This window comes from Alicyclobacillus sp. SO9 (assembly GCF_016406125.1).
In the GTDB taxonomy this organism is placed as follows: domain Bacteria; phylum Bacillota; class Bacilli; order Alicyclobacillales; family Alicyclobacillaceae; genus SO9.
In genome coordinates this window covers 4009383-4032610 of the sequence record NZ_CP066339.1, presented here as the reverse complement: position 1 = coordinate 4032610, position 23228 = coordinate 4009383, and the positions used below count along the sequence as shown (strand labels likewise).

The following is a 23228-nucleotide window of genomic DNA, read 5'->3' as shown; positions in this document are numbered from 1 at the left end:
TCTGCCGCCTAGCGGAGATAGACAAAACGCTCCCCTAGAGCCATCATGTGAAATTTTAAATCACGGTGTTGATGAAAAAGGTAATCGACTGTATGGGCCGGATTATCCCGGTTATTTGGAAACATATCGTAGTGAAACGGTATAAATAAGTCTGCATTGACGTAGCGGCAAAAATCTACCGCCTCTCGTCCAGACATGTTTCCAATAATGTTTCTTGAAGTACGGAAAAAATCACCTCCGTTGATTGGCAGCATCGCGATGTGAGGTTCAAATGTGCGCACAGCATCAAGAAGTTCTCTTGTTACTATCGTATCTCCGCTGAAGTAGATTCGGATGCCGTGTACGGAAATCAAGTAGCCCAAGTATAGGTGGTTCCCGTCAGCATCGAATTCGTATTCTGTATGTGCCGCTGCAATAGGTTTAATAGAAAACGTTCCGACCTCCACTTGCTGTGCATTGGTCATACCGACAATGGCCTGACCATCAACACTTCGCAGCATCTGACGGTGTGCAGTCGGGAGAAGGAATTTTGTCTCTGGGGAGACCTGGTGAAGCTCCGTTAGCGTAGGCAGGTCCAAGTGATCGTCGTGATGATGCGAAATGAGTACAGCAAGCGCCCCTTTTAACTCAGACGGTGCCAAAGGCGGATCATACTCTCTGATGAACTCCGTATCCACATCTCCTTCCTCTATCGAGCGGGTCAAATAAGGGTCCAGAACGATATATTCATCGCTGTTTCCCCCTTTAATGACAAAGCCAGCTTGGCCCAGACTCCAAACTGCAAGCCCTGGCTCCGGGACACGGGTTTGGATAATGTCGTTTCGGAGTGCGGAGTGACTCTGGTAGAAATAATTCATTGTCTTTCTCGGCCTCCATTCACTGAATATCTGTTAGTTCTGTACTTTATGGTGAGAAGGATTTATGACGGCAGCTTCCCGTTGGTATTCGTCCAAACGTTCTTGAGACAATTCATCGTCCGTAATAATGGCATCTACATCGTTTAGGGAAGCGACGGTACCTACTGAGACCACGTCAAATTTACTAGAATCGATGAGTGCATAAGTCCGTTGAGCAAGTTCCACAAATCTGCGTTTCAGATCGATCTCCAACAGGCTAAAATCCGTGACTCCTTGCTGCAGAGAGACACCAAAACCTGATATAAAGCATTTTTTTATGTTCAAATGGTTAAAGGCACCGATGCCCAGCGTCCCTTCTGTATTGTTCTGAACACCCAGTGTTCCGCCCAACAAAATCACTTGAAGGCGCGGAGCTTGATGAAGCAGGTTTGCAGCACTGATGCTGTTTGTAACAACAGTGAGCGTCTTTCCGGAGTTCACCAACCGCTTAGCTAACAGGAAGCAGGTAGAACTTGCATCGAGAATGATGGAATCATTGTCGTCTATGAAACTTTCGGCAATTTGAGCAATGGCTTCCTTTTGAGCTAGATGAATGTGAAGCCGTTGGCCAAACGACGGTAAGATGCCCTTGTCGTCTACGTTAAACTCCGGAAGCTTAGTCACTTTTCCGTGCTCTCGATGGATCTTTCCATCTCGTACCAGGAGCCGAAGGTCGCTTCGTACCGTCGACCCAGAAACGCCGAGCAGTTCCTGAAGGTACTCGACTGTGACGCTCTCTTTCTGTTCGACAATTTCAACAATATCTTCAAGACGTCGATCGCGTTCATTCATATACTCTCTACTCCTTCGGAAACCGCAAGCCCCATAATTTTCACGAATGTCTTACCATCCAGAGCATGCCTGCCAACAAACAGCCCATCTATAGACGGCAGAGTCATCAAATCACGACAGTTCTCTGAGGTTACACTGCCGCCGTAAATGACAGGCACGTCGTTTTCAAGGATATCATTGGCGACATCCTTGATAAATTGCAGATTTGATTTTATATCCTCATTGCGCGGCTCCACACCTTGATTGCCAATTGCCCAAACAGGCTCATAGGCTACAATAATTTGCTGTGAGTAACTTGGTTGTAGATGATGCACGGCCGTCTCCAACTGTTGACGTAATAACTTCTCTGTTGCAGTCTGGTTCCCTTTAACAGATTTATCCTCTCCGATGCACAGGACGGCCCGCATTCCATGGTTTACGACCGCTTGCAACTTCCTATGGATAATCTCATCCGACTCGTTAAATTGCGCACGTCGTTCAGCATGGCCTAACAGGACCATGTCTACGTTGGTTTGAGCCAGGAGTTGTGCGGAGGTTTCCCCTGTAAAGGGCCCGCTTTCTTCCCAGTGACAATTTTGAGCACCGACAAGGACCGCGCTTCCTTTCAGTTCGGTTTGCAATAACGGAATCAATGGAAATGGCGGCATTACGAATAGATTCAAAACACCTTGATGGGCCTTTGCGTATTTCCCAACATGCTCAGCCCAGACTTTTGCGGAGTCAGGACTCATATTCATTTTCCAATTAGTACCCATCCAAATTTGCTTGCTCATTATAGCTCACCGGAAGCTACGGTACTGGCCGCCGTGTAAAGTCCTTCGAATAAGAAAGATACCGATGCAGAACCTGGATCCATGACAAATTTCGAACGTTCGCCAAGAAACTTTGCGCGTCCGAAATGCGCTAGCATGTCTGTGGTTGCTTCTGCCCCTTCCTTTGCTGCATTGGCTGCGTGCTGTAACGCAACCACAATATCAGTTTCACCATTCTTCACATCATTCACAACGGCTTCAACAGCAGGAACAAGCGCGTCAATCATAGTCTTGTCGCCCTGGTTGGCTCCGCTGCGCTTTCTCAGTGCTTCCAGACCTGCTTCCAGCATCTCTAGCAGATAGGTAACATTCATATCAGCCTGTTTTGAGCATTTTTTGGCAGTGCGGAACAGAACTCCAAACAAGACTCCGGAAGCACCGCCCATTGTATTCAGCATTTGGTTTCCTACAGCGGTGAATACTTCATTTGCATAGTGATAGGTTTCCTGAGACAGTGCGTCAATAGCACTTTTCATGCCCCTCGCAATGGTAGTGCCGTGGTCCCCATCTCCGAGAGCCCTGTCGAGATTGTTCAAGTCTTCTTCGTGATTGACCACGTTTTGAAGGGCCTGTGCAACGATGTACTTCCATTCTTCCGTATTCACAATGCTGCCTCCTAGGTACGCGTATTATTTCAGTGAAAATCCCATGGAATCGGCTGGGGCCATCAACAGGGATTTAAGCTCGTCATCGAGCGAAAGAAGGGTAATAGAGAATCCATGCATATTTAATGACGTCTCAAATTCGCCCGCATCTAGATAAGAAATTCGAAGCCTATGTTCTTCCAAAATCCGACGAACCTTGCGAGTGATGACGAGGAGTTCAAGTCTAGTGGTTCGACCAAGTCCGTTCACTAGAACGGCTACCTCATCCAACTTGGTTGCTGTTTCTTCAAAATCACTGAGTAAACGGTCTAGCATTTGTTGAACAATTTCATCAGCCGAGGTGAAATCTCCAACAAAAACACCTTTCTCTCCATGAACACCCATACCAATTTCGATTTGATTTGCAGGAATGTCGAACATCGGTTTACCATCTACAATGGAGTCGGCTGCGCCCCCTGCAACTCCGATGCTTCGCGTAAGTTCATTTGCTTTGTTGGCCACTCTTACAACCTCGTCAAAGTTAAATCCCTTATCGGCGGCAGCACCGACGCATTTCAGAACGAATGTGCCGCCTGCAATACCTCTTCGTTGTTCCATTTCAGCAGGGTTTGCCGAGGCAATGTCATCATGAACCTTGATAGAACCGGATTTTACACCATCGTCTTCCAGGTCCTCTTCCGCCATCTCGAAATTCAGGACGTCTCCGGAGTAGTTTCCATATAGAAATAGGATAGGCTCGCCGTCCCCTGCCACGGTCTGCGCGGTTTTGACAATAGCCATGGGGCTTGGTGCCGCAAAAACATGACCAGCGACTGCTGCGTCTGCCATACCTTTGCCCACCATTCCTGTAAATAGTGGTTCATGACCGCTGCCGCCGCCAATCACAATTTTCACCTTGCGGTTTTCATTTGAACAGTATACTGACAGTGTCCCTTCGACACGTTTTACATTTTGATTGGGATACAGGGAACATAATCCTTCAAGTGCTTCGTTTACCAAGTTTTCATTATCATTAATAAAGTAATTCAATGAACTGCCTCCTCCGCATACGTAATGACACGAATAGCCGCACGACTAAACTCAGGTATTTAGAACGTCAACGCATTTCATTTAACAGAATAATTATAAAGCAAACGATTTCAAATCGCATATTCACCATCTCATAAGATTATATGACTTTCATTTGATTATAGTCAATAACCAAATAGCAGATATACGAGCAATTTATTTTTAAAATAATGTTGACTGAACACCCATCTGAGCATAATATAATGATTATACAATTGATAATCGTGTTCATATGAGTACAAAGCGTTGTTTTAAGAATCCATATGAGTGTTCACCTCCTGTTTTTGCAAATGTGGACCGTCATTTTTAAATGAACGAGTCGGCGGTTATCATTTGAAAGCCTTTTCGGTGAAGTTACATAAGTTTGAAGACTAAAAGGGGACAACAGAATGACGATTAAGTTTGGTTGTCACAGTTCGACGTGGGTCCTGGATTATGACAAGGAAATGGATTATGTCCATCACATTGTTGACGTGGTGAGGGACTCAGGCTTTCAGGGCATTGATGTCCAAGTTGCGTTATTGGGAAAGTATAAGCACCATCCAGAGCGTTTGAAGGAAATGTTGAAGAGTAAAGGTGTAGAACTTGCGGCACTTACAGTTCCATTTACTTGGGCGAATCGCACAGAGTCCGCTGAGGAGATAAAACGAGCCGATTATTATATTGATTTTCTAAAGCACTTTCCGGGGGCGGTCATGAATGTACCGTCGAGAGTAGGACCAAACCGCGATAATCTATTGCAACGACAGAAGGATATTGTAAACTGTGCAAACGCTCTTGGAAAGCGCGCTTATGAAAACGGCGTTGTGGCCTCATTTCATCCTGCATCGCCTGCCACTTCTTATTTTAGAACGGAAGACGACTACAAAGTTCTCTTCTCACAACTCGACACACGATTCATTGGGTATACACCGGACGCCGGTCATATTACGGCTGGTGGCATGAATGCCCTTGACGTTGTGCGGCAAAACCTGCCGATTATTAAGCACGTTCATTTCAAGGATTGCAGTTCGGATTATGTATGGAGAAAAATGGGCACCGGTGCTGTCGACTTTCCTGGGATTGTCCAGTTGCTCACTGATAACGGTTATGACGGTTGGATTATGGTGGAAGAGGAAACCCCTGAAACAGCCCAAGACCCAGACCGGGTTATTCACGCTGTGCATGATTATGTAGAAACAAACCTCTACCCCATTGTAAAAATGGGAAGACAGCCATGAACTATGGTAGTGTGCGATTGAATTTGCGAAGTGAAGTGAAGTGAGAATTTAAATTCATGAGAGGTGGAGAAGAGTATGGTCAGTAAGGAGAAACTTTCTATCGTCGGAGCAGGCATCATGGGGCATTCCATTGCGCTGTCGGCTGCATGGTCCGGGCTTGAAGTTTTAGTGTGGGGGATCAATCGGGAAGACATTGAAAAGGCAAAGACTGGACTAGAACATAAGCTGGACGTCCTAAAGGACTACGAAGTACTTAGAGACGATGATAAGGACCGCATTTTGAGTTCTATCGTTTTCACGGATTCACTAAGTGATTGTGTTGCACACGCGACGTTCGTTATTGAAGCCATTCCTGAGAATCTGGAATTAAAGCAACAGTATTTTCAACAACTCGATGAAATCTGTCCGGTAGATACGATTATTACGAGCAATACATCTGGATTGAGTGCCACCGAAATTGCAAAACTTACAAAGCACCCTGAACGGACCGCCGTAACGCACTTCTGGAATCCAGCACATCTTTTGCCCTTGGTTGAAGTTGTACGCGGCAATCATACCTCAGATGAGACGGCCGAGCGGGCACTGGCTCTGCTGAACTCTATGAACAAGAAACCCATTCTTGTCAAAAAAGACGTTTTGGGCTCAGTCGGGAACCGAATCCAATATGCCATGTTTAGAGAAGCTCAGTACATTCTGGAACAGGGTATCGCTTCGATGGAAGACATTGATGCAGCCATGCGGTACAGTCTTGGTCGCCGATTGCCTGTCACTGGTCCGTTCATGACGATGGACATGGGGGGCCTTAATACAAATGCGGCAATTACCTCCTATCTCTTCGCCGATTTGAGCAATGCCGAAGGTGTTCAACCTACAATGAACAATCTGGTCGACAATGGTCACTATGGTCCTAAAACAGGAAGAGGGTTTTACGAGTGGACGCCTGCTATGACAGAGCACATGGAGCATGAGCGAGAAAAAGAATTGATTCATTTTCTCAAACAGGACTTAGAAGAAGCTAAGCAGGCAAATCAGACACAACAGTAGCAGGCAGCCAATGAGGACGATGGTGTCCATACGGCGTGCACAGGACTGGTCATCAACTGTTTGAACCTGGTTCCACCTTCTGTGTTCGCTCCGGTGACAGTAAGGGAGCGGACACGGGAGATGAAATAGATGAGTTGTTCATGATTGTGCTTCAACTGCAAACGCTGACAAGACTGTAAATTCCAACAATTAAGGGGGAATACGTAGTGAGCCAAATTAGTACGTCAACAATTGTTGATAAACAACAAGCAAGGAGGACGAAAGCGCGGTACGTTATACTATTTGTATTGTTCATCAGTACGACTATCAACTATCTAGACAGAACTAATATTTCAGTGGCAGGACCAGCAATAAAGAGTTCTCTACATCTAGACCCAGTTGTTTTAGGCTTGGTCTTCTCCGCTTTTGGGTGGACATATGCCCTGTTACAGATTCCAGGCGGCTGGATTCTGGATAAGGCGGGGCCCCGTAACACGTACGGGATTGGCTTGATTTTTTGGTCTCTCTTTACATTCTTTCAAGCTGTTTCTCGGGGATGGGGTTTACTTTTTGGATTGCGTTTAGGATTGGGCGTGGCAGAAGCGCCTGCCTTTCCTACTAATAATAGACTTGTAGCTACGTGGTTTCCAAAGCAAGAACGCGCATTGGCGACTGCAATTTATACAGCCGGTGAGTATGTGGGATTGGCATTTTTAACGCCCATACTTGCGTGGATTGTATCGGACTTGGGCTGGCGTGCGCTCTTCATTATAACAGGTATTATTGGTCTCATTTGGGTTCCATTTTGGTTCAAACTCATCCATGATCCAAAGCAAAGCCGTGCCAATGAAGAGGAACTGGCCTATATTCGCGAAGGCGAAGGATTAGCAGAGAATACGGGAGAAAAAACGAAACTCCGTTGGGCCCATGTTGCCAAACTTTTGAAACACCGCTCACTCTGGGGAATCTATATTGGACAACTTGGCATTACTACAACGCTATGGTTCTTTTTGACTTGGTTTCCCGATTATCTGGTGAATGACAGGCACTTGTCCATCATCCACGCTGGATTTTATGCAATGGTACCGTATGTGGCTGCTTTTGTAGGTGTGCTGTTTGGGGGAGCCTTTTCTGACTGGCTGATTCGACGCGGGGTGTCGCAAAGTACAAGTCGCAAAACACCTATTATTATCGGTCTGCTCCTTGCGTGTAGTATTGTTCTTGCCAACTATACCGCATCGATTCCACTCGTAATTACAATTATGTCAGTCGCCTTCTTTGCTCAAGGTATGTCGGGTATCTCTTGGACACTCATTGGTGATGTTGCACCTGCTGAGTTGGTAGGTCTTGCTGGCGGTATCTTCAATTTCGCTGGGAATCTCTCCGGCATCATTACGCCAATCGTGATTGGCGTAATTGTTGGGGCGAATCACCAATTTGGCGGAGCGCTCATCTTTGTAGCGGCCGTAGCGTTGATGGGGGCATTGTCATACCTGTTCGTGGTTGGAAAAGTGAAACGGATTGAGATCTAAGGAAACTCCGAGGCGCTTAAGGCTGTGACAAACCGGGGCGAAAACACGACTTACAAAAAAACTGTGGTAAGAACCTGCTAAAGCTTAACCGGATGGCACGATACCATTCGGTTAAGTGCATTTTGAAGGACCTGGTTCTGGATGGCAGGCACTCTAAGTACGTTCTGAGTCTTGATTTGACCACTCATTTTCGCCTGTAAAAGAAAGTAATCGATAATTAACGATACTAAATGTTGACAATCGAAAGATAGGTAATTATCATCAAAAGTGAAATTAGATGAACCGCAGTGGAATCAAAACAGACACATGCATCTTATTAGGCTGAACACGGTAAACGGTGTTAAGGTCAATAAGATGATACATATCAAGGGAGTGATAAAGGTGACATCAATTAAGAATTTGAATGAGTGTGGACAAAGCGTTTGGTATGACAATGTGGATAGGGGGCTGCTTGATTCAGGTGAAATGGAACGCCTCATCGAGTTGGGTGTGAGCGGCGTGACTTCTAATCCTACTATCTTTGAACGGGCCATCACTGCATCAACTGCTTATGATGTTGAAATTGTGACGGCGGTGCAGAAAGGAAAGGCCATACAGGAGGTTTATGATTCATTAACGTTTGCTGATATCGGCCGTGTGGCAGACTTGCTGATGCCGGTTTTCGAACAAACGAACCATGCTGACGGATATGTCAGTATTGAAGTTTCACCTGCTTTGTCGCGAGATACAGAGGGTACTGTTCAGGAGGGCCGGAGGCTGTTCCGCAGTATCGACAGGCCTAATGTCATGATTAAGGTTCCTGCAACAGAGGAGGGGATTCCGGCTGTTCGAGAACTCATTAAGGACGGTATTAATGTCAATGTGACATTGATTTTTAGTGTCGAGATGTACAAAAAAGTTGTAGATGCATACCTGTCCGGTTTGGAGAGTCGGCTGAGTGGTGGCTTGCCCCTATCAGTAGCATCCGTTGCGAGTTTCTTCGTCAGTCGTGTGGATACCAAAGTAGACAAACTCATTCGGGAGAAAGGGCTGGATGAGTCTTTGTTAGGTATGGCAGGTGTTGCAAACGCGAAGATGGCGTATAAGCGTTTCGAAGAGCTGTTTTCAGACGATCGCTTTGAAAAACTGAAAGCGAACGGTGCTCAGGTACAGAGACCGCTTTGGGCTTCCACGGGTGTTAAGGACCCGCGCTACTCTGAATTGCTCTATGTTTCTTCTTTGGCCGGCCCTCATACTGTCAACACCATGCCTCCAAAGACGTTAGACGCTGTTCTCGGTACAACTGAAGGTTTTAGCTCAATGGTGAATTCTCAGGTGACAGAGGCGGAAGAGGTCTTGACTCGACTCGGGGATGCAGGGGTCTCTCTTTCCAGTGTGACTGATGAATTGCTTACTGAAGGCCTCGCTTCCTTTGAGAAATCATTTCAAACTCTATTGCAAAATCTGAAGGAGAAGTCAGAAAGCTTAAGGGGATAAGTACTGGGAGGAAAGATTGGATTGAAAATCACAGGTGTTCATACATTTGTAGTTCCTCCGAGATGGGTTTTTCTCAAGATTGAAACCGATGAGGGGATTTCGGGCTGGGGTGAGCCCAGCTTAGAAGGTCATGCACTTACGGTTGCTGCCTGTGTCCGTGAAATGAAAGACTACTTAATTGGAAAAAACCCAAATCGGATTGAGGACATTTGGCAGACTCTTTATCGTTCGGGATTTTATCGCGGCGGTCCGGTCATCATGAGTGCAATCTCCGGTATTGACCAAGCTCTTTGGGATATCAAGGGGAAAGCCTGTGGCTTACCAGTCTATGAATTTCTTGGCGGTGAGACCAGGCAAAAGTTGCGAGTGTATTCATGGATAGGCGGGGACAGACCCAGTGATGTCGGGATGGCTGCAAAGGAAAAGCTGGGTTTGGGTTTTACTGCAATCAAGATGAATGCGTCTGAAGAGATGCATTACATTGATTCCTTTGAGAAGGTTGATGCAATTCTTCAGCGTGTAGCAGCCGTGCGCGATGCAGTTGGAAAAGGGTTTGGCATTGCTGTAGATTTTCACGGTCGGATCCACAAATCTATGGCGAAGCTGATTGCCAAGGAACTTGAACCTTTTCATCTCATGTTTATTGAGGAGCCCGTGTTATCGGAGAACAACGAGGCGCTTAAGCAAATCGCAACACATACTTCCACCCCCATTGCCACAGGAGAACGGATGTATACTCGTTGGGATTTTAAAAATCTTTTTGAAGATGGTATTGTCGATATCATTCAACCAGATTTATCTCATGCGGGCGGTATATCGGAAGTCAAAAGGATTGCTGCCATGGCAGAAGCTTATGATGTGACTGTTGCTCCTCACTGTCCTCTCGGACCCATTGCCTTAGCCGCCTGTGTACAACTTGATGTGTGCACACCGAACGTATTTATCCAAGAGCAGAGTCTTGGTATTCACTATAATAAAACAAATGATTTATTGGATTACATAACGAACCCGTCCGTATTTGATTATAAGGACGGGTTTATTCGTAACCCAACAGGTCCTGGTCTCGGAATAGAAATGAATGAGGAATATGTTGTGGAAAGAGCGAAGCAAGGGCACAACTGGAAGAATCCAATCTGGAGAAATGCTGATGGTACCATCGCAGAGTGGTAGTTCTATGCTACACATTTGGAGAGTTCGGAGAAAGGAAGGTTATTTGTGGAGCGTTTAAATAAGGACTCTGAGGCTCGTCATTTCCTGGACACAAGGGTCATTCCGATTGTGCGGGGAGTCGCTTCCGAACATGTTTATCTGCTCGCAAACGCCTTGTATAATGGCGGGATTCGTGCGATGGAAATTACCATGAATACGGAGAATGCGCCACAGATGATTACTGCATTACGGACGCAATTTGCTGAACGGATGTGGATTGGTGCAGGTACGGTCCTAACCATGGGGGAGGCGAAGTCAGCTCTTGAAGCCGGAGCGCAGTTTTTTGTCACTCCCAATGTTGATTTGAGCATCATTGAATTCGCGGTTGAGAATAACCTGCATACCTTGACCGGTGCGATGACGCCGAGTGAAATTGTGACAGCCTACGAAAACGGGGCGTCTGCTGTGAAGGTTTTTCCAATTCGTTCGTTAGGCAGCAGCTACATTAGAGACTTACAGGGTCCCATGGGGCACATTCCACTGATTGCAGTTGGCGGTGTGTCAGTGGATAATGCTGCCGAATACTTTCAATCAGGGTGTGTGGGTATAGGTGTAGGAGGCAGCTTAGTCAATAGAAAACTCATTGAAGTTGGGGACTTTGCACGGATTCAGCAGGTTGCGTCCCGGTTCATCGAGATTGCCAGGCAGAATGCAGTTTCTAACTAGATGTAACCCGAACATCAAATACGACCCTCATTCGACAAATGGGGTCATTTGCGCTATTTTCGTACGAGACAGTCGTCTGAGATTTTGTACGAGTGACAAAAGTGTAACGTATGAAATGGAAGGCGGGAAATGGACGATGGAACATGGATAATGGATAATGGGAGGCATAAACATAACGCTGCCTTCAAGTTATTGACAACGCCTCAAAAGGAGAATGATAAACCATGCAGTTGTTAAAGGATGAGATTACAGTTGGTTTTATTGGGACCGGAGTTATGGGCAGGGAAATGGTACTGCGACTCTTGAAAATCGGGTATTCTGTGAAAGTCTATAACCGGACGAAGAGCAGTGCACAATCATTGTTAGAGGCTGGGGCGGAATGGAAAGACACGGTTGAAGCGTTGGCGGCGAATACGGATGTCATTATTACTATGGTGGGCTATCCAAGGGATGTGGAGGAAGTATACTTCAGCCGCGGCGGAATCCTCCATTTTGCAAAAGCAGGTGCCTATTTAATTGATATGACCACTTCAAGCCCTGACTTGGCCGTTAAAATAGGCAAAGAAGGCGCTTCGAAGGGTTTTCGTGTCATGGATGCTCCTGTATCTGGCGGAGACATTGGAGCTCGTGAAGGCCGATTAAGCATTATGGTGGGTGGTGAAGAAGCAGACTTTGCCGCAGTAAAACCAATTCTGGATGTTTTGGGACAGAACATCATTCTTCAAGGGCCCCATGGTGCGGGACAGCATACAAAAATGTGCAATCAGATTGCAATAGCATCCAACATGATTGGCGTGAGTGAGTCCATCTCTTACGCAAAGCGGGCAGGGCTTGATCCGGACCGAGTTTTAAAAAGTATCACTATGGGTGCGGCTGGAAGCTGGTCATTGAGCAATCTAGCACCACGGATGATTGAAGATGATATGGAGCCAGGTTTCTACATAAAACACTTTATTAAGGATATGACCATAGCGCTTGAAGAAGCAAATAGAATGGGGTTGAGTGTGCCTGGTTTACGTCTCTCGAAAGAAATCTACACTTCCCTCGCTGACGAGGGGTATAACGATAAAGGCACACAGGCATTAGTTAAATTCTACGATGTAAAATAAGACGGGCATATCACACTGGCCCGCTGACATTCGATTAAGAAACAGAGGTGTTCTAAAACACCTCTGTTTGATCCTCATTGAGAATGTGTTGCGGCAGGTAGAGAGGATTAAATGCTTTGCCATGTGTTGCAATCAGCCCTGTCCGACCCAATCGGCTTGAGCCACGTCACTCCAGCGCTTTCGAACGACCTTGAAAGCCTCCTCATCCAGGGGGCCATTCTCCAGAAAGCTAACATTTTCCTTATAGCGATTCGGCTTGGCAGTCCCAACAATTGCAGTGCTTACGCCTGAAACTGCCAATGTAAAACGCAGTGCCGTGGACACAGCGTCGCGTATGCCGCCATGGAGAAAGTCATAGTCAAGTTGTTGCAGGCGATGCCAGTAGGGTTGAATGTAATTGTTTGTTGGCAGTGATTCACTGAGCCAGGCTGCGTTTGCTATGGGACGCTTTGCAATCACACCCATTCCTTGTTCAACAGCTTTGGGAATCACTTTCTCAATGGCTTCCTGGTCGGCAATATTAACAGAAATCTCCAAGCTGTCAAATACATTTAGTTCCACAGCACGAAGGGCATCTTCTCTGTCGCCGCTGTAGCCAATGTACCTTGTTTTCCCCGCCTGCTTTGCTTTTTCCAGAACTTCGATGACACCGCCGTTCTCCAGAATATCACGGGAGCATCCGTGCAGATGAACAACATCCACATGGTCTGTTTTCAGTCGTACCAGGCTTTGCTCAATCGATTTCACCAACAAATCAGGACTCCAGTTGGGCAAGTCAAAACCGGTATCATGTCCACACTTGGTAAACAAGTAGTAGTCTTTTCTTCTGTGGGAAACGGTCTTACCAATCGATTCTTCGCTTATACCGTAGCACGCCGCCGTATCAATGACGTTAAGTCCCGCGTCCAGTGCCGTACCTAACAATTGCTCAACTTCGGGCAGAGGTGTGTGTTGAAACCCGATTTCTGCCCCGCCAAATCCTAAACTGCTTACCTGCATATCCGTCTTGCCAAAGGCTTGCTGTTTCATTGACACTCCTCCTGACTTGATACGTATAACATCATTTGAATTATCTCATATTTTAGAACAGAATCATACAATATAAAAATAAATAAAGTAACAAAAACAAACATAAAGAGATATAATAGCAGATGTAGATACACTGTTTTGGGATGAGGAGGTGAAATACTTGAATGTGTTAACGATAGACTTGGGAGCATCTTCAGGACGTGTCATGAATGCTGGATTCGATGGGGAACGAATTACGCTAACCGAAGTCCATCGATTTCCTAACAAACCGTTTCGTATATTTGATGGGATGTATTGGAATGTCTATGCGATATACGAGGAAATTAGGTTGGGGATGACGAAAGCGAACAGTCTTGGTGCGCCGATTTCCGGACTGGGCATTGATAGTTGGGCTGTTGACTTTGGCCTCGTTGATTCAAGCGGACACCTGCTAACTATGCCTGGACACTACCGAGATCCTCGAAATACAGTTGCCATGAGTGAAGTTATCGGAACAGTTGGAAGACACCATTTGTTTCATCGAACTGGCATCCAATTGTCTCCTATTAACACGTTGTATCAGTTATATGCTGCAAAGGTTTCTGGATACCCTCTGCTTGACGGGTCTGAAACCCTATTGCTCATTCCCAATCTGGTAAGTTTCTTTCTGACTGGGCAAAGAAGTGCGGAATTCACCAACGCAACTACCACTCAGTTGCTTCGTGCAATGTCTCTAGAGTGGGATACCGAACTCATGAACCAATTACAGATTCCCAGCAGCATTTTGCCGGATGTGAAATTGCCTGGAACTGTAGTAGATGTGATTCATGATTCGGAACTGACTGGCTTGTCATTGCTGTCACAAACGAAGGTGATTCATACAGCGTCTCATGATACTGCCAGTGCAGTTGTGGCTGTTCCTCACGAAGACAAGGATTATGCCTACATTAGTTCAGGTACATGGTCACTTGTCGGAACGGTTGTTGACAGACCCGTCATCACCGAGCAGACTGAGAACTTTAATTTTACTAACGAAGGTGGTCTTGGGAACTACAGGCTGTTAAAGAACGTAATGGGTCTGTGGCTGCTGCAGGAGACACAAGCAGTGTTTCAGAAAGAGGACTACGCTCTGTCTCTTCCCAAACTCCTGCATCTTGCTGACACGGGGCATCCATTTCAGTTCCTGTTCGATCCCGATGATCCACGGTTGTTGCAACCATTGGACATGCTACTGATGATTCGTCAAATCTGTCTTGAGACGGGACAAGGACAACCGGTGCATCCTGGGGATGTGGTTCGCAGTATTCTCGAATCGCTGGCGCTCAAGTACAGATACGTCTTAGAGGAACTGGAAATGATTACAGGCAAGAGGTATAACGCGATTCACGTCGTTGGCGGCGGCTCCCGTAATCAACTCTTGTCGCAGTTTACTGCCAGCGCAACAAATCGTGAAGTAATTGCAGGGCCCGTAGAGGCAAGCACACTTGGAAATGCTGCGGTTCAGCTGTTAGCTCTCGGAGAAATTGCATCTCCGGATGAAATTCAACCTCTCATTCGTGCATCTGTGGAAATACGGAGATATGTACCGCATCAACAACAAGCATGGGATGAAGCTTACAATTCGTTTCGGAAAGTGATGGAGTTGCAGCGATTGCACAGTCAATCTTAAGTTGAGACATTTATAGAGGGAGAGAGCGAAAATGGAGGGCGTAACACACATGTCGGAGTTAGAAAATCTCGTTTCAAGGTCCAATAAAATCGGACTGGATAGGACTGTCTGTAACTGGGGAGGCGGCAACACTTCGGTTAAGACGACGGGTACTGACCACCTGGGAAGAGAGATACAGGTTATGTGGGTGAAAGGCAGCGGTTCGGATTTGGCAGAGGCGACAGGAAACAGCTTTACGGCCCTGCGACTCGAAGAGGTTACACCATTAATGGATCGGGCAGAGATGACGGACGAAGACATGGTGAACTATCTTCGTAAATGTATGGTGGACACCAGCCATCCCCGTTCATCAATTGAAACGCTCTTGCACGCTTTTTTGCCGTTTCGCCACGTTGACCATACACACCCTGACAGTATTATATCTCTGTGTTGCAGCGACAACGGGCGAGACATAGCAAAGGAGATATTTGGTGACAGAGCAGTTTGGGTACCGTATATTCGTCCGGGATTTCAATTATCCAAACTGATTGGTGAAAAAGTTCGCAGCCATCCGGAGTGTGAATTGGTATTGATGGAGAAACACGGTCTTATCACTTGGGGCGATACATCTGACGAGTGCTATGACAACACACTTCGAATCATTCATGAAGCAGCGGATTACATCAACCGCCGCGTTGATGAACCAAACTTATATGGTGGCCCCCGTCATGAAAAACTCACGGATGCAATTCGCAGAGAATTCGCTGTGTCCGTATTACCTTTTATCCGCGGTATTGTATCGGAGTTCCGGCATACAGTTTTGACCTATGATGCCGGTGAGGATTTTCAGCACTTTGTGAATAGCCGTTTGGCAGGGGAACTCTCTCAGGTGGGCGCGGCATGCCCAGACCATTTGGTCCATACAAAGCGAACGCCTCTATTCATAAATTGGGACCCGTCATCGGGTGCTATTGATAAGCTCAAGGAGCTATTGCAGGACGGACTGAATCAATACAAAAGAGACTATGTTGACTACTACGAACGAAATGTTGACTTGGATGTGTCTATGCACGACCCGTACCCGCGAGTCATTTTAATACCTGGTCTCGGGGTCATTGCCACGGGTAAGAATAAAAAGATGGCAAATGTTGCTGCAGCCTTATATCGCAGAGCTGTTGCAGTTATGAAAGGCGCAACCACACTGGGGAGCTTTGTTTCCCTAAGTGAAAAAGAGTCTTTTGATGTAGAGTATTGGCCTCTTGAGCTGTACAAGTTATCCTTGGCACCCAAGGAGAAAGAACTCGCGCGAAAAATAGCGTATATTACCGGTGGAGCAGGAGGCATTGGCGGTGCCGCAGCTAGACGCATGGCTGCTGAAGGTGCGCATGTCATTCTAGCCGATCTCGCAGCTGAAGCGGCACGTGACAAAGCAGCCAAACTAAATGAAGAATTTGGGTCTGGGACGGCCTTCAGCGTGACGCTGGACGTGACCAAAGAGGAGAAGGTACTTGAGTCGTTTAAGCAAGCCGTCCTTGAATACGGCGGTATCGATGTATTTGTGTCGAATGCTGGATTGGCTAGTTCGTCGGCATTCACACAAACTACTTTGGACGATTGGAATCGCAATATGAGTGTACTTGGAACCGGATATTTTCTCACTTCGCGCGAGGCGTTTCGCATCATGACGGAGCAGGGGATTGGCGGTTCAGTTATTTTTGTCACATCAAAGAATGCTGTGTATGCCGGCAAAAACGCTGCAGCATACAGCTCTGCCAAAGCTTTGGAAGCCCATCTCGCACGTTGCTTAGCGGTGGAAGGCGGGCCGTCACAGATTCGGGTCAATTCTGTCCTTCCGGATGCGGTTCTACAAGGTTCAAATATTTGGAATTCTGCATGGCGAGAAGAGCGGGCGAGTGCTTATGGCATTCAGCCTGACGAGTTAGAAGAACACTACCGGAAGAGAACCATTCTCGGTGTAAATATTTCAACTGAGGATATTGCAGAAGGTATTTTGTTCTTCGCTTCGCCAAGAACAGCTAAGACTACCGGCTGTATGTTGACGATAGATGGCGGTGTTGCGCCCGCATTTCCTCGATAAGAATTGCCAACTTTCAGGAACAAGGATGGTGTGAGCAGTGAATCGTTTGCTTGACAAGGCATATTCGGTGTTTGAAAGTCAGCAAAAAGCCAGGGGCATAAATTTAAATGAAGTAAAAAGCAGGTTGAAAGCCTTCAAAATCGAGACTCCGTCGTGGGGGTACGGTGACTCGGGAACCCGGTTTAAGGTTTTCCAAAGGGCAGGTGTGCCTCGAGACCCGTTTGAAAAACTTGATGACGCTGCGATGGTACATCAACTCACGGGGGCCTGCCCCACTGTTGCAATTCATATTCCTTGGGACAAAGTGGATGACTTTCAAGAATTAAGACGACATGCTGAAAATCAAGGTCTCACAATTGGGGCAGTGAACCCGAATTTGTTTCAAGACGACGATTACATGTTGGGGAGCATTACCAACTCCGATGTGAAAATTCGGAAGAAGGCATTAGACCATCTCTTGGAATGTGTAGATATCATGAAGGAAGTGAACTCTACCATTCTGAGCCTTTGGTTTGCAGACGGTACAAATTACCCGGGCCAAGGACACATTCGGCAGCGAAAACAATGGTTGGAAGAAGCACTCAAGAGCACGTATCGGGCCTTATCTGGCGACATGAGGATGTTAATAGAATACAAGTTTTTTGAACCGGGTTTTTATCACACGGATTTGGCTGATTGGGGAATGGCATTCACTGCCGCAAAGAAGTTAGGTCCGCAAGCACAGGTCCTTGTTGATACAGGTCATCATCCTCAGGGGACGAACGTTGCACACATTGTGGCTTGTTTACTGGACGAAACGAAGCTTGGTGGATTTCACTTTAACAGCCGAAAATATGCTGATGATGATTTGATTGCCGGAGCTATTGATCCCTATGAGCTATTTCTCATCTTCTATCAAATTTCAGAAGCACAATTTGACGGTAAACAAGATGTACGACACACAGCTGACAACATCTCCTTTATGATTGACCAAAGCCATGCGATTGAACCGAAAATTCCTGCTATGATTCGGACCGTGATGAATATCCAAACGCAATATGCAAAGGCTTTGCTGGTTAGTCATGAGGAAGTACATGCTGCTCAAGAAAAGAATGATGTGCTAGAAGCAGAAAATGCGGTTCGCAAGGCATTTGAAATGGATGTTACTTCGCTTTTGGCAGCCGTGCGGGAAGAAGAAGGACTGCCCGCAGACCCGATGACGGCGTATAAAGAGAGTGGGTATGAAGAGAAGATTGCTGTTCGTGGTGTGGGCGGAAGTAGTTGGTGAATAGTGACAAAGAGCTTTATACTTGTGCCTCCCTTCCTATCTGTTTGAAATGGAGTGAAGTCTGATGATGGCCCTCGAACGCCAACGGAAAATTGTAGAACTGGTTAACGACACAGGCAGTGTCAAAGTCACAGATCTAAGTCGATTGTTTCACGTTACTCCCGAGACTGCACGTAGAGACTTGGACCTGTTGGCCACTCAGGGGAAACTTTGTCGCAGTCACGGCGGAGCAATCCGAATGGAGACGGAAAGCCAGGACATTCCCTACACTGAACGGGAGAGTATGAATTCCCAGCAGAAGATGGAGGTGGCTGAAAAAGCCGCGTCATATGTTGAAGCCGGTGATATCATCGCTCTCGATGCCAGTTCTTCTGCATGGTACTTGGCGAGGGCCCTTCCAGAAGTTGAGCTCACTGTGATTACAAATTCTATACCTGTGATACAAGAGCTAGGAAAGAACAATCGCATTCAGGCGATTTGTACAGGAGGAATCCTCCGGGTGACTTCCATGTCATTTGTTGGACCGTTAGTGGAGGAAGCATTGAGTAAGTACCATGTTAACAAGACCTTTGTCTCATGCAAGGGCATTGATGTAACTGCAGGAATAAGTGAGTCAAATGAACTGCAGGCTGTGATTAAGCGAAAGATGGTTTCCATTGCAGACAAAACTTACTTACTTGCAGACCACACGAAGTTTGGGGTTCGCTCTCTAGTTCACACTTTTAATTTAAGTGACATCGACATTGTGGTGAGCGATTCAGAAGTGTCTCCAGAGATTATTGACGTACTTTTACAATCTGGAATCAGAGTTGAATAGGAGTGACATCGTGAAAAAGATTGGAGTTGTGGGTGCCGGGTACTGGTCGCAGACCCATTTGCGTGCTTGGTCACAAGTGGAAGGTGCAACTGTACAATGTCTCTGTGATACAGATGAGGCGGTATTGAAGGAGCGGGGGGCCCAGTTTCAAATAGACCACCAGCATTTATATACTGAACTTGAGGAACTGCTTCAATATGAAGACATAGACGCCGTTGACATTGTTACTAAACCTGATACTCACCGCGAAATCGTGGAGATAGTTGCTAAAACCGGAAGGGATATTCTCTGCCAAAAGCCGTTTGCGCAAACGGTACAAGAGGCGCAGGATATTCTCAAAACTGTCGAGCGCCATCGGGTGAGACTGATGGTAACAGAAAACTGGCGCTGGCTGGAGCCCTTTCGGCAGGTTAAATTACACATACAAAGCCAAATTATTGGGAATATTCAACAAATTCGGTTTCTGGATTGTAAGTACGCGACACCCACTTTTGCGCCGGATAGAGCTATACCTCAGCCCTACTTTCGCACGATGCCGAACCTTCTTTTCTTCGAAATGGGGATTCATTGGCTTGATGTGTGGAGGTATTTGTTTGGTGAACCTGTAAGTCTCTATGCTGCTGCAACTCGAATCAGTCCATACGTTCAAGGTGAAGATACGGGTGTTGTCACACTAAAGCACGAGGGCTTTTTCGGACATATGGATGTGAGTTGGGCTTCCCGAAGGTCTATGGCAAATCAGCGGGATGAATGTCCGATTGAGCAGATGATTGTGGAGGGTGACAGAGCCACTTTAATTCTCTATCAAGACAATCGGCTTGTTTTACGACAGACGGATGGCACAGAACGTGTCTTGTCGAATGGCTATAAGTTTAACATGGAGGAGAGTTTCTCCAGGCTCCAGAGGCATTTTCTATCTTGCTTGCAGGACGGCACAGAATTTCAAACTAGCGGGGCTGATAATCTCAAGACATTAAGCCTTGTGTTTGCAGTATACGAAAGCCTGCGAACCAACCAGGTTGTTGACTTGAATTAATATGCTGTCCCACGCTGTACGACTGCGAGACTCGTTATTATGCGCTCTTTGTTTTATATACAAATAAATATTTTGTACTTGACAAAATGAAAGCTGATTTTACAATTGGTATATAGTTTTGAACTGTCAGAAACGCGCGTCCAACTAGACGCTAACCAATACGGGAAGGTGTGCTTAGTTCCCGGTACAGGGGGAGTTTTGCTTGAGTGGCTTAAAAATTCAAGACTTGTTTGTAGAATCACGAAAGTACCCCTTGGGTGTTGATGCACATAAGCCGTCTTTCGGTTGGAGCTTTCAGGAGACACGCCGACGGGGTGCCGGACAAAGTGCCTATCGCATCATAGTGACAACCTCAGTCGACAACTTGGCTGCCAATGTGGGTGATATGTGGGACAGCGGTGTTATTGGAAGTGCCCGGTGCACACATGTTACATATGATGGCAAACCATTGAGGTCCTCATGTCGTTACTATTGGAAGGTCATTGTCTGGGACGACGCACATGTACAGACTGAAAGTACAGTGTCATGGTGGGAAACGGGACTGTTGCGCTCAGAGGATTGGGTCGGACAATGGATTCAGGCGCCTCGAGATGCAGATGCAGCAGCAACACAATTCAGGCACGAATTCACTTTGGAGAGTTCTATAGTCAGAGCTCGAGCTTTTGTGTGCGGCTTGGGACAGTATGAGCTTTACGTGAACGGCAACAGGGTAGGGGACAGTGTTTTGAACCCAGGGTGGACGAACTACGACAAAACTCGTCTGTACAATGTTTTTGATGTGTCGACAAAACTCTCTCATGGAGCGAATGCAATTGGCATTCTGTTGGCCAATGGATTCTTTCATGTGGCTGGAGGGCGTTACTCAAAATTTAAGGCTTCGTTCGGAACGCCAAAGTGTATTGTGCAACTGCAAGTTGAGTTCATTGACGGCAGTAAAATGACCATTGCATCGAACGGTAACTGGAAATGCAGCCCCAGTCCGATTGTCTTCTCGGAGGTGTATGGCGGAGAAGACTATGATGCCCGTCTCGAACAAACAGGGTGGTCAAGACCAGGTTTCAACGCTGTACACTGGTTAAACGCTTTCGAAGAAAATGATTCGAAGGCTGTACTTAAGTCTCAGTCCATTCCCCCTGTAAAGGTGATGGAGAGATTTTCGCCTGTGGATATCACAGAGACTAGGCCAGGTATCTATGTTGTCGACTTTGGCCAGAACTTTTCGGGATGGGTAAATGTTGTGGTTCGTGGAAAAGCAGGGGAAGAACTGGTTCTGACCCCGTCGGAAGTGATTCAAGACGGACTCGCTAACCAACGACATAGCGGAAGCCCTTATAAATGGCAGTACACCCTTAAAGGAACTGAGAAAGAAGTGTGGGCACCGAGGTTCAGTTACTACGGTTTTCGCTATGTTCAGGTGGAAGGACTGGTGCCGAGTAGATTTGCCGGGGAACAGAATGGAACTGGCAGCATGTTGTCTATCGAAGGAGAAATGATTTATCCGGATATTGACGTTAAGGGTGAGTTCCAATCGTCTGATCCCATGATGAATCGTGTACATGAGATTATCAACTGGTCGGTTTTAAGCAACATGAAGAGTGTCTTCACAGACTGTCCCCATCGGGAAAAGCTGGGATGGCTGGAACAGACCCATCTCCTCGGTCCAGCCGTCATGTTTAATTACGATGTAGAAAGCCTTCTGTGTAAGGTTGTCAATGATATTCGTGATGCGCAACTACCAAATGGCTTGGTACCTTCGACAGCCCCGGAATATACAGTGTTTGAAGGAACGTATCACCACTTCCGAGACACTGTCGCATGGGGTATTGCCTATATTCTGTTGCCTTGGTTCTTAAATCAAAAATACGGCAACCACAGCATTTTATCTGAACACTACGAAGGAATGAAAAAGTATGTTGAGTATGTTTCGGACCAATCGGACAACTTTATCGTTACGGGCGGTTTAGGGGATTGGTATGACGTGGGAGAAAACCCGCCAGGCTATGCTCAGAACACACCAGTAGAACTCGTAGAAACAGCCATGTTCTATCACATGGTGGAAGTGCTGGGTCAAGTGGCCGCCAGCTTGGGACATTCTGCAGATTGTAACCGATATGAAGCGCTGAAACAAAGTATATACGCGGCTTTTCAGAAAGCTTTTGTACATACCCATCCTTTCGTCATTGGCACTGATAGTCAAACCTCTAATGCCATCCCCTTGGTTCTTGGCTTGTTAAGCGACTATCAACAGGGGCATGCACTCAAGCACTTGGCTGCAGATATTGAGAGAACAGGGTATAGGATTACTGCCGGAGATATTGGTCACCGATTTGTTTTGCTGGCCCTTGCCAATCACGGATTTTCTCACATAATTCAACAAATGGTCCAGCAAACTGACGAGCCTGGCTACGGCTATCAAGTCATTCACGGTGCCACCACTCTGACGGAAGCGTGGGGCGGCCCAAAAATCGGTAATTCCCAAAATCACTTCATGCTGGGGCATATAGAAGAGTGGTTTTACCGGAACGTTGCGGGCATAGACTACTATTTTGACAAGAAGTCAGAGCAGTTTCACATCGATGTCAGACCAGAGCCGGGCAGCCACTTGGGATGGGTTCGAGCCTATCATACATTGCGACCAGGAACCGTGAGTATCGACTATAAGGAACACTGGGAAGACCAGATTTCTCTCAAAGTGCAAATTCCCGCTAATACAACTGCTGTCATCCATATTCCGGCAGACTCGCGAGCACAGGTGCTGGAACGAGGGATGCCGCTGGCGGAAACCGAGGGCCTCTCATTTATTAAAATGGAAGGTCCTTATGCTGTGGTTTCAGTTGGGTCCGGTGAGTACTATTTTACTTCCGTGAAGCACGAGCAGCGAAGGATGACCAGTGAAAGAGCATGAAGTCAAAGAGGGAACCTATAAGCGAAGTATAGAGAAGAGGT

At 46.6% G+C, this 23228-nt stretch carries 20 protein-coding genes; 14 read left to right on the top strand and 6 right to left on the bottom strand.

Annotated elements, in window-relative coordinates; translation table 11 throughout:
* Positions 1–8 precede the first annotated feature (8 nt).
* From GI364_RS18875 to GI364_RS18855, 5 genes are read right to left on the bottom strand one after another with little or no spacing between them, the layout of a single operon-like run.
* On the bottom strand, positions 9–857 hold the full coding sequence (locus tag GI364_RS18875) for an MBL fold metallo-hydrolase (protein ID WP_198850758.1): 849 nt from the start codon (positions 855–857) through the stop codon (positions 9–11).
* A gap of 33 nt (positions 858–890) precedes the next feature.
* Complete coding sequence (locus tag GI364_RS18870; protein ID WP_198850757.1) at positions 891–1688, bottom strand: DeoR/GlpR family DNA-binding transcription regulator; 798 nt, start codon at positions 1686–1688, stop codon at positions 891–893.
* Positions 1685–2461 carry a triose-phosphate isomerase gene (gene tpiA / locus GI364_RS18865; RefSeq protein ID WP_198850756.1) on the bottom strand — a complete coding sequence of 259 codons (777 nt, stop codon included), beginning with the start codon at positions 2459–2461 and terminating at the stop codon, positions 1685–1687. The genes GI364_RS18870 and tpiA overlap by 4 nt, the downstream gene beginning before the upstream one ends.
* Complete coding sequence (dhaL, locus tag GI364_RS18860; protein ID WP_198850755.1) at positions 2461–3105, bottom strand: dihydroxyacetone kinase subunit DhaL; 645 nt, start codon at positions 3103–3105, stop codon at positions 2461–2463. The genes tpiA and dhaL overlap by 1 nt, the downstream gene beginning before the upstream one ends.
* Before the next feature lie 24 nt (positions 3106–3129).
* The gene (locus tag GI364_RS18855) at positions 3130–4134 is read right to left on the bottom strand and encodes a dihydroxyacetone kinase subunit DhaK (RefSeq protein ID WP_198850754.1); all 1005 of its coding nucleotides are present in this window, start codon (positions 4132–4134) and stop codon (positions 3130–3132) included.
* Between the two features lie 428 nt (positions 4135–4562).
* Here GI364_RS18855 and GI364_RS18850 point away from each other — a divergent pair, with 428 nt between their 5' ends.
* The 8 genes from GI364_RS18850 (at position 4563) to GI364_RS18815 (ending at position 12408) form a co-directional block, all read left to right on the top strand.
* Positions 4563–5393 (top strand): sugar phosphate isomerase/epimerase family protein, encoded by an 831-nt coding sequence (locus GI364_RS18850; RefSeq protein ID WP_198850753.1) that lies wholly within the window; start codon positions 4563–4565, stop codon positions 5391–5393.
* Between the two features lie 75 nt (positions 5394–5468).
* Complete coding sequence (locus GI364_RS18845; RefSeq protein ID WP_198850752.1) at positions 5469–6437, top strand: 3-hydroxyacyl-CoA dehydrogenase family protein; 969 nt, start codon at positions 5469–5471, stop codon at positions 6435–6437.
* A gap of 35 nt (positions 6438–6472) precedes the next feature.
* Complete coding sequence (locus tag GI364_RS18840) at positions 6473–6616, top strand: hypothetical protein (protein WP_198850751.1); 144 nt, start codon at positions 6473–6475, stop codon at positions 6614–6616.
* A 27-nt stretch (positions 6617–6643) separates the two neighbouring features.
* Positions 6644–7948, top strand: coding sequence for an MFS transporter (locus GI364_RS18835; protein ID WP_198850750.1), 1305 nt, complete (start codon positions 6644–6646; stop codon positions 7946–7948).
* 381 nt (positions 7949–8329) lie between these two features.
* The gene (tal, locus tag GI364_RS18830) at positions 8330–9424 is read left to right on the top strand and encodes a transaldolase (RefSeq protein ID WP_198850749.1); all 1095 of its coding nucleotides are present in this window, start codon (positions 8330–8332) and stop codon (positions 9422–9424) included.
* 21 nt (positions 9425–9445) lie between these two features.
* A complete protein-coding gene (gene dgoD / locus GI364_RS18825; RefSeq protein WP_198850748.1) occupies positions 9446–10594 on the top strand; it encodes a galactonate dehydratase in 1149 nt (382 codons plus the stop codon).
* Positions 10595–10639: 45 nt separating this feature from the next.
* On the top strand, positions 10640–11299 hold the full coding sequence (locus GI364_RS18820) for a bifunctional 4-hydroxy-2-oxoglutarate aldolase/2-dehydro-3-deoxy-phosphogluconate aldolase (RefSeq protein ID WP_233095872.1): 660 nt from the start codon (positions 10640–10642) through the stop codon (positions 11297–11299).
* A 224-nt stretch (positions 11300–11523) separates the two neighbouring features.
* Positions 11524–12408 carry an NAD(P)-dependent oxidoreductase gene (locus GI364_RS18815; protein ID WP_198850747.1) on the top strand — a complete coding sequence of 295 codons (885 nt, stop codon included), beginning with the start codon at positions 11524–11526 and terminating at the stop codon, positions 12406–12408.
* Between the two features lie 132 nt (positions 12409–12540).
* Here the strand turns inward: GI364_RS18815 and GI364_RS18810 are convergent, their stop codons facing one another.
* A complete protein-coding gene (locus GI364_RS18810) occupies positions 12541–13437 on the bottom strand; it encodes an aldo/keto reductase (protein WP_198850746.1) in 897 nt (298 codons plus the stop codon).
* A gap of 166 nt (positions 13438–13603) precedes the next feature.
* Between GI364_RS18810 and GI364_RS18805 the strand changes: the two genes are divergently transcribed.
* From GI364_RS18805 to GI364_RS18780, 6 genes are all read left to right on the top strand, one after another.
* Complete coding sequence (locus tag GI364_RS18805) at positions 13604–15085, top strand: rhamnulokinase (RefSeq protein ID WP_233096190.1); 1482 nt, start codon at positions 13604–13606, stop codon at positions 15083–15085.
* Between the two features lie 31 nt (positions 15086–15116).
* A complete protein-coding gene (locus GI364_RS18800; RefSeq protein WP_198850744.1) occupies positions 15117–17162 on the top strand; it encodes a bifunctional aldolase/short-chain dehydrogenase in 2046 nt (681 codons plus the stop codon).
* Between the two features lie 46 nt (positions 17163–17208).
* On the top strand, positions 17209–18429 hold the full coding sequence (rhaI, locus tag GI364_RS18795) for an L-rhamnose isomerase (RefSeq protein ID WP_198854113.1): 1221 nt from the start codon (positions 17209–17211) through the stop codon (positions 18427–18429).
* Between the two features lie 64 nt (positions 18430–18493).
* The gene (locus GI364_RS18790; protein WP_198850743.1) at positions 18494–19246 is read left to right on the top strand and encodes a DeoR/GlpR family DNA-binding transcription regulator; all 753 of its coding nucleotides are present in this window, start codon (positions 18494–18496) and stop codon (positions 19244–19246) included.
* A 10-nt stretch (positions 19247–19256) separates the two neighbouring features.
* The gene (locus GI364_RS18785; protein WP_198850742.1) at positions 19257–20282 is read left to right on the top strand and encodes a Gfo/Idh/MocA family protein; all 1026 of its coding nucleotides are present in this window, start codon (positions 19257–19259) and stop codon (positions 20280–20282) included.
* A gap of 202 nt (positions 20283–20484) precedes the next feature.
* The gene (locus GI364_RS18780) at positions 20485–23187 is read left to right on the top strand and encodes a family 78 glycoside hydrolase catalytic domain (RefSeq protein WP_198850741.1); all 2703 of its coding nucleotides are present in this window, start codon (positions 20485–20487) and stop codon (positions 23185–23187) included.
* The last annotated feature ends 41 nt before the right edge of the window (positions 23188–23228 follow it).

Coding starts and splice junctions, on each gene's coding strand:
- GI364_RS18800 (WP_198850744.1), top strand. CDS start 15,117: ATGGAGGGCGTAACACACATGTCGGAGTTAGAAAATCTCGTTTCAAGG.
- GI364_RS18790 (WP_198850743.1), top strand. CDS start 18,494: ATGATGGCCCTCGAACGCCAACGGAAAATTGTAGAACTGGTTAACGAC.
- GI364_RS18875 (WP_198850758.1), bottom strand. CDS start 857: ATGAATTATTTCTACCAGAGTCACTCCGCACTCCGAAACGACATTATC.
- GI364_RS18870 (WP_198850757.1), bottom strand. CDS start 1,688: ATGAATGAACGCGATCGACGTCTTGAAGATATTGTTGAAATTGTCGAA.
- GI364_RS18815 (WP_198850747.1), top strand. CDS start 11,524: ATGCAGTTGTTAAAGGATGAGATTACAGTTGGTTTTATTGGGACCGGA.
- tpiA (WP_198850756.1), bottom strand. CDS start 2,461: ATGAGCAAGCAAATTTGGATGGGTACTAATTGGAAAATGAATATGAGT.
- GI364_RS18850 (WP_198850753.1), top strand. CDS start 4,563: ATGACGATTAAGTTTGGTTGTCACAGTTCGACGTGGGTCCTGGATTAT.
- GI364_RS18845 (WP_198850752.1), top strand. CDS start 5,469: ATGGTCAGTAAGGAGAAACTTTCTATCGTCGGAGCAGGCATCATGGGG.
- GI364_RS18810 (WP_198850746.1), bottom strand. CDS start 13,437: ATGAAACAGCAAGCCTTTGGCAAGACGGATATGCAGGTAAGCAGTTTA.